Raw genomic sequence first — 16,121 nt, 5'->3', positions numbered from 1 at the left:
CGCTACGCCAAACGCGCATCCCTCTACCAGGCCAGCCTCGTCCTCATCGCCGCCATCATCTGGCTCCCATGATCGACAGGACAGGGCCTAGACCGACCTCTCAGACGATGCGCGCGCCGTTGTCGACACCGGAGCGCGTCCCGGCCAGCGATGATCCACTCCGCCGGGACACTCCTCACCTCCTCCGGGAGACGCTCGTCCTACCGTTCCCGCGGTTCGTTGTCTCCGATCTCGACCGGTCGTGGGCTCGGCATGCCGGGGCCTACGGTGCCGGTAATCTTCTGCAGCCGGTTGGCCTGTTGCTGTTTGTCCGCAAGGAAACGCAGCGTCAGGTCGATCCCCTCGAACTCCCCGATCCAGCCTTCGGCTTGTGCTCGTTCCCGGCGCAGGACCAAGTCCTTCTCCAGTTCGGCGAGCCGGGGCAGCTTCTTCGGGTTGACGTTGAGCATCGGGCGGCGGATGCAGGCGTGCTCGTGCTGGCATGGCGTGCCGTAAGGGCGCGCACAAGACCCGAGCTCGACCTTGCGCTTGTCGAAGTGCTCCTCGAACTCGACCATCTCGTCGTCGGTCGCCGGCCGGTATTCTTCCGCCGGTCGCTGCTGGCCTCGGCGGGCGAGGAAGGCCTGGTAGTGGCGGGTTACGTCGTCGTCGAAGACGGCGACGTAACCGCGGGTGACTTGCAGGTTGAGGTGGCCGAGCAGCGCGGCGCCGATGTGGATCGGCAGGCCGTTGTTGACCAGAGCGGTGGCGAACAGCCGGCGGAAGTCGTGCGGGGTGAAGTGCAGCCCGCGGAAGGCGGGGTCGGTTTCGCCGATGATCTCGCAGCGGCGGCGGATCGTGTTGAGGACAGTGCCGGTGCTGACCACCATGCGCAGCATGCCGGTCCGGCGCTGGAAGAGGTGCGGCAGCGGGGCTGTCCACTGACGTTCGTGGCCGTCGTAGCGGGGCAGAGCCAGGACGGGCCCGTGCGCGGTCAGGCGTCGGATGAGCACGGCGATGATGTGGAACAGCTCGGCCGAAGCGCGGCCTCGGCAATCCGGCGGTTGCGCGCAACCAGGTCAGCGGGACATCTGCCGCCGCTGGATCCGAGGTCTCAGCCGTCAGGGTCGGTGGCGGGTGGACGGGCCTGGCCGGGTGGCGGGCGTGGGTAGGAACAGGTCCACCAGATCGTCGAGGCGGACCAGAATCAGCGCGCTGGTCCATCCGGCCGCGACGCTGATCAGCGCTCCCGCCAGCGGAAGCGGATGGGGCCGGGTGACCGCGACCGTCACCCCGGCAGCAGTGGTCATCGCGAGCAGGATGGTGTTTCGTGTGACGTGTCGCCACCCGAGCGGCTGTGGGGTGGCGCCGAAGCAGGCGCAGCGTGCTCCCGTGTCGTGGTGCACCGCCAGTATCACGCCGGCGGTGAGGCCCGTCAGCAGCAGGAACGTGGCGGCGAGCACGAGCGCCCCGACCGGTCGCGCGGCGGGCCAGCCGGCCGTCAGGACCACCATCGACCAGCCGGTGCCGAGTACGAGTCCGAGTTCGGTGGTCGTGACGAGAAGAGCTACCGGGCTCACCAGGCGTGCGGGCAGTAGCGGCAGCGGGCGTAGTGAGTCGGCGAACGCGCGTTGGTCCGCAGGGCTGCGTATCTTGCTCCAGCTGGAGCTGGTGAACACCCACCACAGTGCTGCCAGTAGTCCGAGCGACACGTACGACATGACGGCCTCCGTCATTCCTCCGCCGCGCTGGAGAATTTCCGCGCGCCATCCTGGTCGGTGTGGAACTGCTGGTTCCGGTGCAGGTGGCGGACGACCACCCCCAGGAACTGCCTGGTGGGGAAGAATCCGCGCTGGCGGGAGTCGAGGCTGCCGGCCGGGTTGTCGCCGAGCAGGACCAGCTGGCCGGGAGGCACTCGGCTCTGCAGCGGCCAGTGCTGGAAGGCGCACACCTCGGGCGGTACCTGGTCACCGGGCAGCGCCGCGACGCGTTTGATCATCGGTTGGCCCGGTCGGTCCGATGCGTGGTCCCGATCGATCACCACGATGTCGCCGACGTGGACGCTGCCCGTGCGGCGCCGGTCAACCAGGACCCGGTCCCCGTGCCGGTGGCCGGGTTCCATGCTGCGCCCTTCGACGGTGACCAGCAGGAACCGTCGCCGCAGCCACCAGCCGCCCAGTGCGCCGGCCAGCAGTGTCACTGCCGCAGCCCAGCAGAGCGGGATCACTCCGCCGCCTGCGGCAGTGCCGGGTCGGGTTCGCGGTAGCCGCTGGCCTGCCGGACGAACATGCGGGCGTACTGGGTGTCGGCGGCCAGCAGGTCGTCGTGTCGGCCGGTTTCGGCCACCCGACCGTCGCGTAGTACGACGATCAGGTCGGCGTCGCGGACCGCACCGAGCCGGTGGGTGATCAGCAGAGTGGTTCGGCCGGCCCGGTGCTCGCGCATGGCGTGGTGGATCTCCGCTTCGGCGTTGGGGTCGAGACCGGCGCTCGGTTCGTCGAGGATCAGCAGGTCGCAGCGGTTCCGCAGGAATGCGCGGGCGAGGGCGAGTCGTTGCCACTGTCCGCCGGAGAGGGTCACGCCTACGCGTACGGTGTTGTTCTCCGCGCCGCTCATGAAGGTTCGGCTCAGGAGCGTGTCGTAGCCGTGCGGGAGGGTGTGGAGGGTGTCGTGTATTCCGGCCAGACGGGCGGCGTTCTCGATCCGCGCCCGGTCGGGCAGGCTGTTCAGGTCGCCGAGGCCGATGTTCTCCGCTCCGGTCAGGTCATAGTGCATGTAGTCCTGGAAGGTCGCGCCGATCCGTCGGCGCAGCTCGGCGGCCGGTATGTCCCGTAGGTCCACGCCGTCCCAGCGGATGGTGCCTCGGGTCGGGTCGTAGAAGCGGCAGAGCAGCTTGACCAGGGTGCTCTTGCCGGCGCCGTTGGCGCCGACCAGGGCGAGTGCCTCGCCGTGCCGGACGGTCAGGGTGACCCCGCGCAGCACCCATGGCTGGTCATCGTCGTACCGGAACCAGACGTCGTCGAGCTCGATGCCGGTGCGCAGCGGTGGTAGGACGGCCGGCCGGTCCGGGGCGGGCAGGTCCGGGCCGGCGTTCACCACGGCCTGGTAGTGGGTGAACAGCAGCAGGTTGTGGTGGGTGGTGGTGACGTCGGTGACCAGGCCGGCCAGGCCGCCCTGGACGGCTGCCAGCGCCGCGACGAACATGGGTACGTCACCGATGGTGAGTCGGCCGGTGCCGGCGGCCTGGACCACCCAGACCAGCCCTGCTCCGGCGATGCCGGCGCCCAGTAGTCCCAGCAGGGTCTGGATGAGCGCTTCCCGCTGGTCCATGTTGCGGCGGGCATGGTCGGAACGGGTTCGTTCGGTGAGCATCCGGTCCCGCAGGAAGTCACCGATGCCGAAGAGGCGGATCTCCTTCGCCGCCTGGAGGCTGGACAGCAGGTTGCGGTAGAAGAATTCGCGCCGGTCGTAGGGGCTGACCTGCAGTGCGGTTTCGGCGCGACGGCGGGACAGCCACAGTTCGGCCAGCAGTACCGGCACCGCCCCCAGCGAGACGGCCACCGCCATGGTGGGGCTGATCGTCACGAGGGAGCCGAGGAAGCCGCTCACCACGGCGACACCGCGTAGGAGGTTCGCTGCGCCGGCGACGAGTTGTTCCGGGGTACCGGCGCCGGCCTGCTGGGCCAGTTGGAGCCGGTCGAGGAATCGGGGGTCCTCGAACCGGGCCAGCCCGGTGAAGCCGTTCACCGCGCGGTACAGCTGGTCCTGGGCCGTGCGGGCGATCCGCCGTCCCAGTTCGGCGTGCAGATACCGGAGTGGGTGGGGCATCACTCCGACGATCAGGCTGGCGCCGGCCAGTCCCAGCGCCAGACCGATGAGGTCGGCCGTTCCCGGCTGGTGGTCGACGATCCGGTCGAGGACGAGTTTGGTCAGCCAGGCGGCGGCGATCGGCAGTGCGCCGGAGAGCAGGGTGAGCACCAGCACCGCCGCCAGCACCGGCGGGGAGGAACGGGCGGCGACCGTGGTGGCGCCGATCGCGGCGCGCCACAGTGTCCCCGCCGCCGTCCTGCCGGGGTCGGTCCGCCGGCAGGAGCGGCGGCGGAGGATCGCTCGGGTCACGGTCAGGAGGCCAGCCCGGTCGCCGATGCGACCGGCGCGTCGGCGGGTGGCAGCTGGTGGAAATCGAACGAGCTGGCGACGATCTGGTTGTCCCGGACCAGGACGAAGGCCGGGTAGCCGGTCAGGGTGAACGCCTCCCCCACCGGTCCGCCGACGTCCTCGGCCAGCACTGTCCCGGCGGGTCGTAGTTCGCTGACCAGTTCGGCCGAGGTTGCCGGGTCACCGACGACCACGGCGAGGACGGTCCAGCCGGCGGCGGCGTACCGGGGGGCACCGGCCAGGAAGTCCGGCTTGCGTTCCCGGCAGGCCGGGCAGGTCACGGAGAAGAAGCCGATCAGGGCTGCGGCCCCGACCGAGTCCCGGGACACGGGCTCGCCGTCGACGGTGGTGGTGGCGAACTCCCCCACGGTGGACCCGACGGGGCGGACCAGGTCCCGTTCTGCCGGCTCGTGCAGCGGCCGGTTGAGCAGTTCGGTGTGCTGGCGCAGCCGTCGGATCATGCCGAAGGAGAGCAGCAGGTTGAACAGGCACAGCGCCGCGACTACGACCAGTGCGGTCACCAGGTACGTCATGGTTCCTCCCCGTGGGTCGATCCGGCCGCCGGCCGGTCGTCCGGTGCGATGGTGGTCATTGTTCGGTGAGCAGGGCGGCGGTCGGGAGCCGTCGGATGAGGATCGCCGGGACCAGGGCGGCGAGCACGGTCAGCAGCAGCGCCCCGGCGGTCACGGCCAGCGCCAGGACCGCCAGCCGGCCGTCGAGGTGGCCGACCAGCAGGGCCACCGATCCGAGGCCCGCCACGGTCCCGAGGACGCAACCGAGCACCCCGAGGCCGAGGGCTTCGTAGACGAGCAGCCGGTTGAGTGCGGAGTCCGGCCATCCGACGGCCCGGAGGGTGGCGAACTCGGCTGACCGTTCCCGCACGTTGAGGTAGAGCACGTCGACCACGCTGAGCAGCCCGAACAGCAGCACCCCACCGACCGCGACCAGGTCCACTCCGCGTACCTGCACCGACACGGCCTGGCCGAGCAGGGAGCCCACCATGCCATCGTGGAACGCCCAGAGCGAGGCGGCGATCAAGGTGACCGCGCCGACACCGGCGGCAAGGCTGACCGCTCCGGCGAGGGTGCGGGCGGGCGCCCGTACCAGATTGGCCACGGCGAGTCCGGCGAAGGTCCGCCGTGGGGCGGACCGTCGGGCCGGCGCGGGGGCTGCCTGGAGCGCCTCGGCTGATCGGGTGCGAGCGGCCTGGATCGCCGGTAGCACGCCGGCCACCGCGGTGAGTAGCACCGCGATCGGTATGCACAGTAGGACGACGGTGCCGGAGACCTGGACGCCGGCCAGGTGGCCGAGTGGCCCGGACAGGCCGGCGCCGAGCAGGCCCGCGGCGAGGCCGAGGGTGGTGGTTTCGGTGAGGACCAGCTGGCTCAGTCGCCAGCCGGGCCAGCCGACGCAGGCCAGTATGGCCAGTTCGCGGCGGCGGGCGCGGACGGCGGTGGACACCGCGTTGCCGACCAGCAGGGCGCAGACCACCAGTAGCAGTCCGAGCAGCATGATGTTCTTGCGGTCGACGGCCGTGACGATCTCGGCGGCCACGCCCTTGCGGGTGCGGGCCTCGGCCACGGTCAGGTCGGGACGGCCGAGATGGTTGGCGGGCAGCAGCACGGGGCTGCGTACGGTGGAGCCGCCGAGCACGATCTCGACGGTCAGTCCGGTCTGGTGGACGATCTCGTCGGCCACGAGCCGGACGCGTTCCCGGGCCACCTCGTCGAACCGGTCGATGCCCGCTACCCGGACCCGGACGGAGCTCAGCGGTGTGTCCGCCGCCGGTGACCCGACGCTCTTGTACAGGTCGTGGGTGGCGGTCAGGGTGGTCAGCAGGTGGGGTGGGCGGGGCGGGTAGCCCAGCGGGTCGTCGCCGGGTAGTAGTGGACGGTCGGCGAGCAGTTGCCGGGTACGGGGGTCGCCGCCCACCGGCGCGGCCGGGCGATACAGGTCGAGGGCCTGCTGGGCGGCGCCGCCGGCGGTGGGGAGGGCGTCGGGTGCGAAGCTGCCCACGGGGGTGATCGACCACTCCTCGCTCTGCCCGTTCAGGATGATCGGCTCTCCGGTGCCGACGCCGCCGGTGCTGAACCAGGCGTCCCGCCACAGGTCGTCGATGGCCTGGTCGGTGGAGCCGGGTTCACCGGCCCGGGGCAGTATCCGGCCGGTGCCGTCGGGTTGTGGCGTGTAGGCCGGTGGTGCGGGCCGCAGCAGGGTCTGTACGCCGGACAGGGGGGTGTTGCCGGCCAGGGCTGCGTCGAGTCGGGCCCGGTAGAGCTGTCCCAGGTCGTATGCGGCCGCCTGTGGGGGTGTCCTCGTCGAGTCGTGCAGCAGTGGCCACAGCGCTTCTGTTGTGGAGCCGGGCACCCGCCGGGCGGTCTGGCCCGTGAGTCGGGACACGGCGAGGTTCATCTGCTCGTCGACCGCGAGGTCCGTGGCGGCGAGTACCGGAAGTGCCCGGCCTGCCGGGCCGACCGGTGTGAACGGGGACGTCGATGTGCTCCTGGTTGCGGGGCCGATGGTGTCGGAGCCGGTCAGGTAGCGGCCCTGGCGTACCGCCCGGTTCAGGCCGGCCAGACGTGCCTCGGCCGCGGGGTCGATTCCGGCCACGAGCATCGGTACGACCGCGGGTAGCCGGAGCTCCAGTCGGGCGGTGGCGGGTATGGCGGCGGCGGGGCGGCCGAGTGTGATCACGGACGCCAACCGGAAGGTGCCGTCGGGGAGCAGCTGGTAAGCCTGCAGCGCGCTGATCTTGGTCCGTTGGGTGCCCGGTTCGAAGCTGCCCACGGCGGTCGCACACACCTGCAGGCGCCGCCCGTCGGGCTGCACCTCCAGGGCGCCTCCCCCACCGGTGCCCGGGCACTCGGCGGCGGAGGTGGTCTGGTCGATGCGGGTGCCGTCGGTGTAGACGAACACGCGCTGGTCGCCGCTGATCTGGGACAGTGGCAGCAGGGGGCGGCGGGACACGTACACGTAGGTGGGGGCGGCGGCGAGCGTGCTCAGCCCACGATCTGCGCTGATCCGGGGGGCGACCTCGATGACCTGCCGCTCGGCTGTCCGGTCGACCTGGTCGGTCACGTCGACCCGCAGGTCGGGTCGGATGTCGGCGAGCCCGAGGACCGCCAACGGGGCGGCCACCTCGACCCCGGGGATGCGCTCGATCCGCCGCCACTGGTCCAGAGTGATGCCGCCGTAGGCTGCGGTGGGCCGGTCCTGGTGCAGCAGACCGCCGCCGGGCCCCGACGGGTGGACCAGGATGTCGTACGACGGCCGGAATTGACCGTCGATGGAGCCGCGGGCGACCAGCCGCGAGGTGGCTGCGACACCGGTGAGCACGGTGAACCCGGTGGTCGCGACCAGCACGGCGGCGAACACCGCCAGGCTCCGGCCGCGGGTGTGCCGTAGCTGTGACCAGACCATCCGCAACATGGGTGGGAGCTTCTCCGCTCAGGCAGTACGGGCCGTCCCGGCCGACCTACGGCCGGCCGGGACGGTGTCGTAATCGCTATCGCGCGTCAGGTCAGCAGCGCGTGGTGGTGGTGCGGCAGTAGCCGCAGGTCGTACCGGTGCTGTCGCAGCCCTTGCAGCAGTCCCGGACCCGGACGTAACCGCTGGTGCAGCTGCAGTACTCCGTCCAGCAGCTGCAGGCGGTGCTGGCCGCCTGTGCCGTCAGCTTCGGAACGAACATGCTGAGTACCCGGTCCGCTGCCGCTTCGAGCATTCGTACCATTTCCACTCCTTCTGATCGAGCTGTCGATGAGCGTTGTAGAAATTCGTGACGCTGTCGGTTCCCGATCGCCTCACCCCCGTTTCCGCGCCGATGCGTCGGCGCTAGACAATCCGCCCGTCGTGAATCTCGACGGTCCGGTCGCAGCGGTCCGCGAGGGACGCCTCGTGGGTCGCCATGAGCAGGGTCATGCCGTGCTCGTCGCGCAGCCGCCAGAGCAGATCGATGATTGCGGCGCCGGTGGCCGAGTCCAGGTTGCCGGTCGGTTCATCGGCCAACAGCAGCCGGGGCCGGCCGACCAGGGCCCGCGCGATGGCGACCCGCTGCTGCTGACCGCCGGAAAGCTGTCCGGGCATGGCGCGCTCCCGGCCGGCCAGCCCCACCTCGGACAGCAGGTTCCGGGCCCGGTCGACCTCGTCGGGCCCGGCCCGGAACGGCAGCAGTGGCGAGAGAACGTTGTCCAGCGCGGACAGGGCGGGCAGCAGGTGGAATCGTTGGAAAACGAAACCGGTCCCTCTGCGGTAGTCGGCGAGCCGCCTGCCCGACAGAGCGGTCACCGCCACCTCGTCGACCTCGATGCGGCCCTCGTCGGCGCGTTCGATCGCGCCGATCAGATGCAGCAGGGTGGACTTGCCCGAACCGCTCGGGCCGGTCACCGCGACGGTGGCACCCGCCGGCACGTCAAGGGTGATCCGGTCGACGCCGACGATCGTTTCGTCGCCCGAGCGGAACCGCTTGACCAGGTCGGCCACCCGGATGGCCGCTCCCCGAGTGGTGGTTCCGCCACTGGCGCTCATCGGCCACCCGGCGACGCCAGCGCGACGGCGGTGGCCGGTCCGCGTCCGGTGCGGATTATGGATGCAGAAGCGCGCAGGAATCGAAAATGCAAGAGCAACTGTCTCATCGCCCAGCCCCCGTATTGCTCGGCATGACAAGTGAAACTACATGAGTGACGGTCGATCCATCAACCGTCACTTTCGAGAGGACGGAACGCCGCCGGCGCCGGTGGAGACCTATCCAGTTGAGTGGATCTCCGCCCTGCCGGAGCAGTGCCGGAAGGATTTACGGGCGCCTGGTTCGTGAACAGCGTACGGATGACGCCACCCTCGGGAGCGCGGAAGACCACTCAGGACCCGGTCGCCTGGTATCTGCGGAGCGCGGGGGTCTGCTGCACCGCTAGGTGACAGGTGTAGTCACGCGGCCTGACTGGCCGGCGGGTGCATGATGGTCTCGAATTCAACGGGGGTCAACCGGGACAGCGACCGCTGCCGTCTGCGGCGGTGGTAGGTCCGTTCGATCCAGGTCACGATCGCGATCCGTAGTTGCTCGCGGGTGGCCCAGGATCGTCGGTTCAGGACGTTGTTCTGCAGGAGGCCGAAGAACGATTCCATGGCGGCGTTGTCGCCGGCGGCGCCGACGCGGCCCATGGAGCCGGCCATCCGGTGACGGTCCAGAGCGCGCTGCATCTTCCTGGATCGAAACTGGGCGGCCCGCGGTCGGTGTGCAAGACACAGCCGGCCAGGTTGCCGCGGCGAGCGGCGGCGTTGTCCAGCGCGGCGACCGCGAGGCGGGACTTCATTCGGGAGTCGATGGAGTAGCCGACGATGCCGTTGGACCAGACGTCCTCGATCGCGCAGAGGTAGAGCTTGCCTTCGCCAGTGTGGTGTTCGGTGATGTCGGCCAGCCACAGCCGGTTCGGGCCGTCGGCGGTGAAGTCCCGCTGGACCAGGTCGTCGTGCACCGGCGGTCCGGCCTTGCCGCCCTTGCCGCGACGTCTGCGTTTGCCGAAGGCGCTCCACCAGCCGTTACCGGAGCAGATCCGCCACGCGGTTCGGTCGGCCATCGACTGCCCGGCGGCGCGGGCCTCGTCGACCAGGAACCGGTAGCCGAACTCCGGATCATCGCGGTGAGCGTCGAACAACGCGTTGGTCCGATACGCCGCCACCTGCTCGGCGGTCGTGACTGGTCGGGCCAGCCACCGGTAGTAGGGCTGGCGAGCGATCTTCAACACCCGGCACGTCACCGCCACGGGGATCCCGTCGGCGGCCAGCTCGCTCACGAGGGGGTAGAGCCTTTTCCCGGCAGATGCGCCTGCGACAAGTAGGCAGCGGCCCGGCGCAGGACCTCGTTCTCCTGCTCCAGCAGCCTGATCCGCTTGCGCGCTTCGCGCAGCTCGGCCGAGTCACTGCTGGCCGTCCCGGGCTCGGCGCCGGCGTCGCTATCGGCCTGGCGCAGCCACTTGAACAACGTCATCGGGTGCACCCCGAAGTCGTTGGCGATCTGCTCGACGGTCACTCCCGCCTCACGGTTACGGGCGACACGCACGACATCATCCCGGAACTCTCGGGGGTAGGGCTTGGGCACAGCGACATCCTTCCAGCCTGCCCATAGGGCAAGCCATCTCAGATGTCACCTATCGGTGCAGCAGACCCTTGCGCCGACGGCAATTGCTAGTGTCGCGAACATGGTCGCAATGCGTTGCTTCGTGATCCGTCGTCGCCGGCTTGGTTCTTCCTGTTGGTTGACAGCCATCATTGCCGTCGTTTCGGTGCCTGTAGCCATTGGTGCCCTCCATGTGCTCGAAGGTTGAGCCGACGAGGATCAGCATCCCGTGTGCGACAGCCAAGGGCCGACTCGTTGCACAGGCTGGCTTCGCTTGCAATAAATGCGTTGGGGTGTGCGGGCGGGGAAGGCAAGCGGCGCTCTGCCTACCCCGACCAGGCAACAAGGGCCAGCACCTGCGCCGACTCGTACTGCCCCGTCAGGGCCTCTCGCAGCTTCGCGGCTGCCGCACCCTGGCCGTCGGCGTCCGCAGCGCGGGCCAGCTCGTGCGCGGCGTCGGCCAGGCGTACGGCCTTCACGGCGTACGGAGGGAGGGCATGAATCTATCGTGCCAGTGGCTGGCATCTCTCGCTGATCAGCTGGCACGTCCTGACCGGCTATCCGACCGGCCAGGGTCGACCAGTGAGCACCCCCTGGCGACGCGTGGGTTCCAGGGTGAATTCCGAGCCATCGTTGCCACGCTGTCTCACGATCAGGCTGCCAGAGCGGAGTGGAAGACCTCGTGTGGTGTGCGCCAGCCGAGGTGGCCAGACGCGCCGGTGAGCGGTACGACAAGTTTGGGACCTCGGCGCCGCATGTCCGGTGGCCGATCAGCGGCGAGCTTCGGTGCGGTCGATGTCAGACCGACCTCCGCACCGCCGCAACACCGCAAGCCACCAGGAATGTGACCGCCATCAGTCCGATCCGCAGCCAGGGCACATCCCGAGTTGGCCATACGCCGATCGACATCGCCAAGGCCAGCTGTGAAAGCAGAGCCAGGCAGATAATGACGCTGAGCGACCGATAGGTGTTTCCGAAATCGGACCAGAACGCCCAGGTGCCGTAGATGGCGGGGACTGCCATCAGCAGGCTCAGGCCGATCAGTGGGACGGCCAGTCTCCATCGCATGCGGGCGTTCACCGCCCCTGCTCCCGGCCCTCGCTGGTGGCGCTGTCGAGAGGCTGCACCTCGACGGTTAGCGCCGTGCCCGCTTCACGAAGCTGCTGCGCCTGCCGTTCCCATTCGGCGCGCTCGTCCCGCGTGAGGGCGTCGCGCTCGTTCAGCGAGGCCGTGAAGGCGTCGTCTAGTGCAAGGCCGTGCCAGGAGAACGCCGCCGCCGTGCGCAGGTCCGCCTCGCCGTGCAGGACGGTGCGGGACAGGGAGCCCAGCGGGTCGTTGCCGCCGCGGTTCTTGGCGAGTGTCGTGAGGACCGCGCGGGCTAGCGGCTGTTGGTGGATTTCGTCGGTCATGGCCTATCCCTGCTGTCCGGGGTGCTGGTAGGGCGTCAGGTCGGGAAGTGCGGCGACGGCCGCGCCAGCCTGAATCATGCCAATGGTGCCGGCGATCGCCTTGAAGGTCGCCTCGGCATTGCCGTAGAAGGCAGAGATTTCGTTGTAGAGGTCGTACGCCTGCCACGCGTAGTAGGCGGCGACGCCGTAACCGACGACCGGCCCGACCCCGGTCTCGATGGTCGCTGTGCCGACGGCCGAGGCCAGGTTGATGACGATCAGGACGTCGATGAGCTTGGTGATGAGGCCGCTGACGACGTCGAAGAGTTGCTTGGCAGCCTCGGCGGCCTTTGTGTAGAGCTCGGCGTACTGGTCACAGGTCGGGTGCAGGGCCATGGCGGCGTTGCCGAGCTTGAGCTGGAACTCCTGCTCGGACTCTGCGGCCCGGCCGCGCCAGACCTCCGGTACGTCGCCGGCGGCGGTGACGAGGTTGCGGCCGACGTCGAGTAGGGCGTCGCCGATGATCCGCCAGGCTGCGGCGCAGTGGATGTAGGCGTCCCAGTCGCCGCTGAGCTGCTTGGTCCAGTCCTCGAACGGGTCGTAGCCGAACAGCCATACGCTGACTTGGCGCAGCCAGGCAGCTGGGCTGATCAGATCCGCGAGCGGGTTGATCTTCCACATCTCGACCGCGGTGGCGTAGTTGGGCGCCACCAGTTTGCTGGTCGGCTCGGCTACATCAGCGAATGGGGACCGGGGCGCGGTGGGCCACAGGTCGGGACGGCCGGTGCTGAGCGAACTCCACACCGCTGTCGGATCTTTCGCGCCCGGATAGGTCTGGTCGAGCCGGCTTGCCGAGTCCGCGTCGGAGGTGGCGTAGGTGCGCTGGGCAAGGTTGATCTGGGTGGCGGCGCCCTGGGTGACCGTCGCCAACCGTTGCAGGCCCTGCGTCATCCGGTCGTACACCAGCTTGTGGGGGCTGGCGAAGATGACGAGCAGGCCTTCCGCGCCGAAGGTCAGGTCGCAATGCCGCTTGACGTACGCGAGTGTGTCGTTGACGTCGCCGGATGCCCGATGCAACGTGTTGTACAGCCCGTTCAGGCCAGCCGGATCTACGTAGAAGCCGCTCATGTTCCCCCGTTGAACGTCGTTCGGCTCTCGTGCGAACACGAACCGTACTGGACTGTGATCAACAGCGTCAACGAGTCTCCGGCACCCAGTCATTCACCGGACACGAGGCGTCACGCGCGGGGAGGCACGGCGAGTGGCGATGGGAGGGAGAGGCGTTCAGCAACTCCTCGGAGAAGTCGGCAGCGACATCGAGATCGACTGCTGCCGCTGGTCGTGGCAGGGGCTTGGCGTGACGGCTGCGTGTAGCTGAGGAGGGAGCCTTATCGATCAGAGCGCTTCGGCCGACCGGCCTTAGCCCCCTGGTTCCTGGCAATGACATCAAGCAGAAAAGGGGTCGCCGTCCGCGACTTGAGGTGCCTCATGTTGTCGAATTTCGCTACACCGTCGGCTCCGCGCCGGACGGCAGGCCGCTGCGACCGAGCGCGATGATGGAGCACCGGTCGACGGTGGACGGCCGGACCCGCCCGGCTCACCCGATTTTCCCGCCCGCCTCCGCCTCCGTCGGCGCACCGGGCTCAGCGGATCGGTAGCGCCTTTGTGCCACCGCCCTTGATCGAGCGGGTCACCTTCAGGCCCCCCGACCAGTAGAAGCAGCGGATCCCCCGGTCACCGCGCGCCCACGCCTCCGCGGCCGGCACCAGGTACGAGGTGCCTGTGCGGTAGCGCAGCACGCCGTCGACCGGGACCTTCGCGTACCGGGCCACGAGGGCCCGGCACTTCGCGTGCACGCCGTCCTCGTCGCGGCTCGCGTCCGCGTACGAGGTGTCGGGCGCCGTCCACGAGCCGACGTACTCGAACGTGTGCGGCCGGGCGCAGCCGGTCTGCTCGAAGGCGCCGTACCGGTCCTCGTTCAGGCACCCGAAGGCCAGCGGTGACGGGCCCTTCAGCGCGTCCCGCAGGCTGCCGGTGTGCTGCACCGGGTGGTCGTCCGGATGCCGTTGCGCGGAGCCGCCGTCGGCCGTGTCCAGCTCAAAGATGTCGCACCGGAACCAGCGACTGCCACCCTGCCACCCGCCCGGAGACGGGGGCGCGACCTGCACCGTCAGGCGAGCGCCCCGCCAGTCGCCACCGACGAACGCGGTCGCCTTCGCGTCGCATTCGGCAAACGCCGGTCGCAGCACCGCCGAGCCCACCGGCGGCGGGTTTTCCCGTTCCGCTACCGCGCCCGTGAAAGTGCCCAGGTAGAAGGTCTCCAGCAGGTGCTGCCGCGTGCAGTCGACCGGCTGGTAGCTGGTCAGGTAACTCGATGGTTCGGGAATCACGTGGCAGTCGCCCACCTTCGGGGTGAACTGCACGGCCGCCGCGGCGGGCCGCCAGTCGTCGGTCAGGTCGCCGTCCAGCCCGGCCGGTGCCCCGCACCCCGCCATCGCCGTCACCGCCCCGGCCAGGGCGGCCACCGCCACCCGTACCGCCCACCGTCGCATGACACCCTCCCCGTCGTGCCGGCGCAGCATATGCCACCCGGAGGCATCGCCAGGGTCCCCGTCCGTGGTGTGACATCCGGCGGAGGCCAGGCACTGAGAGGGCGCGGGCGGCCTGTGACGACCCCGACGGCGAACGGCTCAGAGGCGGTCCCGGTCTTTCGGCACACCGCATGCTGACCACTTCCGCCCCGCGCAAGACGCTGCAGCCACTTATCTGGCTGCTCCCCACGTGCTTCCCGATCCCCGGCGGGGCTGCCGTGGGTCCCCGGCACCTAACGCTCTACTTCGCCGCGTTTTCCAAGGTGCAGCACTAGTGTCTTGTCTCTCAGCGTGACCGATGGCCAAGACGGCGGCCATGGGCCGGCGGCATGAGTACATGCCGGCTCGCCGAGGACAAGCCATCGAGACGGCCAGTGGCGTTGCCACAACGCGATGGGTTGATAGCTCAAGGTGGCGTCGACGATGTCCTCCGGGGGCGCATCGGCCAGCTCCGGTGGTGGAAAGAAGATCAGACTGCTGACTCGTGGGTACAGGACGTGACTGTGCAGCAGGCGAACGTAGTAGTCGGTGCCATCGTCGGCGCGCTGTATCCGGCGGACGATCTCGATCAGCTCGTCGCGGGTGACGTTCTCGACCTTCGGCGAAGCGGGTCGGACCGCCTCGATCGCAAAGTCCTCGACGTTACGAGACTTCCAGTAGATGCGGAAGTCGTAGGCGGTGTAGGCGTGGCCCGTGCCGGCGTTGAACGCGGCGATTGCCGAGTCGGCCGACTCGCCGCGCTCCAGCAGCTTCGCGATGGTCGCTACGGCGGTAGACAGGTCGGCGATGCGTTGCTCCGGGGCCACCAGCGGGCAGAGTTCGGGACGCAGCTCCATCAAGACATTGTCTGTGGACCGACCCGCATAATCTCCTCGGCGCACCGCCCGCCCATCAGCAGTGAGCGGAGGTCGTCGCCCGCCTGGCACTCGGAAGCCAGCATGGCAGAGGCCTTCGGATCCGCCGAAGCGGTCACCGCCCAGGAAGCCCTGGTCAGATGGCTGCCGGTGGGAAGGCGACGCCGCCGAACTCACCGACCTGGAAACGTTGCGCCAGCCGTTCCCGCACACCGATGCATTCAACCCCGCAGGCGACCTGCCGGATCCCCCCAATGAGGCGGACTTCGACTCCGAAGCCAAGTTCAACGAGGCTGAAGACGCTTACTGGCAGCAGCACGAAGCCATCGCCTTCTCGCCCGAACACTCCATCGGGCTGCTTTATCTCTGTCACCTCGGGTGCGCCTACCGCGAAGCCCTCGTCATCAGTGGACCAGCTCGCGGTCAGATGTGGGCGGACGACACCGCCAGCGACGGCGGGTTCCGGCCTCTGCGCGAGCCCGACGGGAGCCCGACGGGCTTCACGCGCTGGTACCGAGGCTGGCTCGAACAGGCCGAAGAGCAAACCCAGTCCCGACCAAGCCGGAACGCTCTGTAGCACGGACGGCGGCAGTTGAGCGCATCTGGTCGTGGCCCGCGTAAACGCTTCGCTGTAATTAGTGAGCGCCCCCAGTGTTCACTCTCCTTGATGCCCTATGCGCATGCCATGCAGAAGCGGGCGAAGGGTCGCGCGGCGAGCCGTTCATCGCCGATCGGCTGCCCGCATCGTTCGCAGACGCCGTAGGTCGCCTCGTCCACCCGACGCAGCGCGTCGTCAACGTCGGCGATTCGCTCCCGCGCCCCGGCCAGCAGCGCGGTCAACTGGGCGCGTTCGAAGCCGATGGTGGCACCCTCCGGGTCGTGCTCGTCGTCAGCATTCGAATCCCGCGATGCCAGGAACAGCGCCTCCAGATCCTGGGCCAGCGTCGCCGCCTCAGCCTCCGCCCTCGCTCGCAGCCGCAGCAGTTCATCCCGGACCATATGTGTAGCCTAACGGCCTCCAGCCAGCACAGACAGGCCATGG

15 protein-coding genes and 1 pseudogene are annotated in these 16,121 nt (G+C 69.3%); 1 reads left to right on the top strand and 15 read right to left on the bottom strand.

The annotated features are described in order from the left end of the window. Positions 1-200: 200 nt before the first annotated feature. From ABZS80_RS30990 to ABZS80_RS30925, 14 genes and pseudogenes are all read right to left on the bottom strand, one after another. A complete protein-coding gene (locus ABZS80_RS30990) occupies positions 201-878 on the bottom strand; it encodes a tyrosine-type recombinase/integrase (RefSeq protein ID WP_355061459.1) in 678 nt (225 codons plus the stop codon). A gap of 222 nt (positions 879-1,100) precedes the next feature. Further along, entirely contained in the window at positions 1,101-1,700 is a 600-nt protein-coding gene (locus tag ABZS80_RS30985; protein ID WP_355061457.1) for a MauE/DoxX family redox-associated membrane protein, read from the bottom strand. Positions 1,701-1,711: 11 nt separating this feature from the next. Further along, the gene (locus ABZS80_RS30980; RefSeq protein ID WP_355061455.1) at positions 1,712-2,179 is read right to left on the bottom strand and encodes a S26 family signal peptidase; all 468 of its coding nucleotides are present in this window, start codon (positions 2,177-2,179) and stop codon (positions 1,712-1,714) included. A gap of 23 nt (positions 2,180-2,202) precedes the next feature. Continuing rightward, positions 2,203-4,098, bottom strand: a complete 1,896-nt coding sequence (locus tag ABZS80_RS30975; RefSeq protein ID WP_355061453.1) for an ABC transporter ATP-binding protein — start codon at positions 4,096-4,098, stop codon at positions 2,203-2,205. Between the two features lie 2 nt (positions 4,099-4,100). After that, positions 4,101-4,670, bottom strand: coding sequence for a TlpA disulfide reductase family protein (locus tag ABZS80_RS30970; protein WP_355061451.1), 570 nt, complete (start codon positions 4,668-4,670; stop codon positions 4,101-4,103). 55 nt (positions 4,671-4,725) lie between these two features. After that, on the bottom strand, positions 4,726-7,566 hold the full coding sequence (locus ABZS80_RS30965; protein ID WP_355061449.1) for an FtsX-like permease family protein: 2,841 nt from the start codon (positions 7,564-7,566) through the stop codon (positions 4,726-4,728). A gap of 402 nt (positions 7,567-7,968) precedes the next feature. Continuing rightward, on the bottom strand, positions 7,969-8,661 hold the full coding sequence (locus tag ABZS80_RS30960) for an ABC transporter ATP-binding protein (protein ID WP_355061447.1): 693 nt from the start codon (positions 8,659-8,661) through the stop codon (positions 7,969-7,971). Positions 8,662-9,057: 396 nt separating this feature from the next. Next, a pseudogene (locus ABZS80_RS30955) lies at positions 9,058-10,228 on the bottom strand (IS3 family transposase). A gap of 344 nt (positions 10,229-10,572) precedes the next feature. Further along, positions 10,573-10,725 carry a hypothetical protein gene (locus ABZS80_RS30950; RefSeq protein WP_355061445.1) on the bottom strand — a complete coding sequence of 51 codons (153 nt, stop codon included), beginning with the start codon at positions 10,723-10,725 and terminating at the stop codon, positions 10,573-10,575. Between the two features lie 319 nt (positions 10,726-11,044). Next, positions 11,045-11,326 carry a hypothetical protein gene (locus ABZS80_RS30945; protein WP_355061443.1) on the bottom strand — a complete coding sequence of 94 codons (282 nt, stop codon included), beginning with the start codon at positions 11,324-11,326 and terminating at the stop codon, positions 11,045-11,047. Further along, positions 11,323-11,655, bottom strand: a complete 333-nt coding sequence (locus ABZS80_RS30940) for a hypothetical protein (protein WP_355061441.1) — start codon at positions 11,653-11,655, stop codon at positions 11,323-11,325. Before ABZS80_RS30940 ends, ABZS80_RS30945 begins: the two co-directional genes overlap by 4 nt. 3 nt (positions 11,656-11,658) lie before the next feature. Then, positions 11,659-12,762, bottom strand: a complete 1,104-nt coding sequence (locus ABZS80_RS30935) for a hypothetical protein (protein WP_355061439.1) — start codon at positions 12,760-12,762, stop codon at positions 11,659-11,661. Positions 12,763-13,277: 515 nt separating this feature from the next. After that, a complete protein-coding gene (locus ABZS80_RS30930) occupies positions 13,278-14,186 on the bottom strand; it encodes a septum formation family protein (RefSeq protein WP_355061437.1) in 909 nt (302 codons plus the stop codon). A gap of 272 nt (positions 14,187-14,458) precedes the next feature. Continuing rightward, positions 14,459-15,061, bottom strand: a complete 603-nt coding sequence (locus tag ABZS80_RS30925; RefSeq protein WP_355061435.1) for a hypothetical protein — start codon at positions 15,059-15,061, stop codon at positions 14,459-14,461. Positions 15,062-15,269: 208 nt separating this feature from the next. Here ABZS80_RS30925 and ABZS80_RS30920 point away from each other — a divergent pair, with 208 nt between their 5' ends. Then, positions 15,270-15,656, top strand: coding sequence for a hypothetical protein (locus ABZS80_RS30920; protein WP_355061433.1), 387 nt, complete (start codon positions 15,270-15,272; stop codon positions 15,654-15,656). A gap of 95 nt (positions 15,657-15,751) precedes the next feature. Here the strand turns inward: ABZS80_RS30920 and ABZS80_RS30915 are convergent, their stop codons facing one another. Continuing rightward, a complete protein-coding gene (locus ABZS80_RS30915; RefSeq protein WP_355061431.1) occupies positions 15,752-16,078 on the bottom strand; it encodes a TraR/DksA C4-type zinc finger protein in 327 nt (108 codons plus the stop codon). Positions 16,079-16,121 lie beyond the last annotated feature (43 nt).

This window comes from Micromonospora sp. NPDC005305, assembly GCF_040607315.1.
Lineage (GTDB): Bacteria > Actinomycetota > Actinomycetes > Mycobacteriales > Micromonosporaceae > Micromonospora.
The sequence above is the reverse complement of the archived record's forward strand: the minus strand, read 5'-3'. Positions and strand labels throughout refer to the sequence as shown.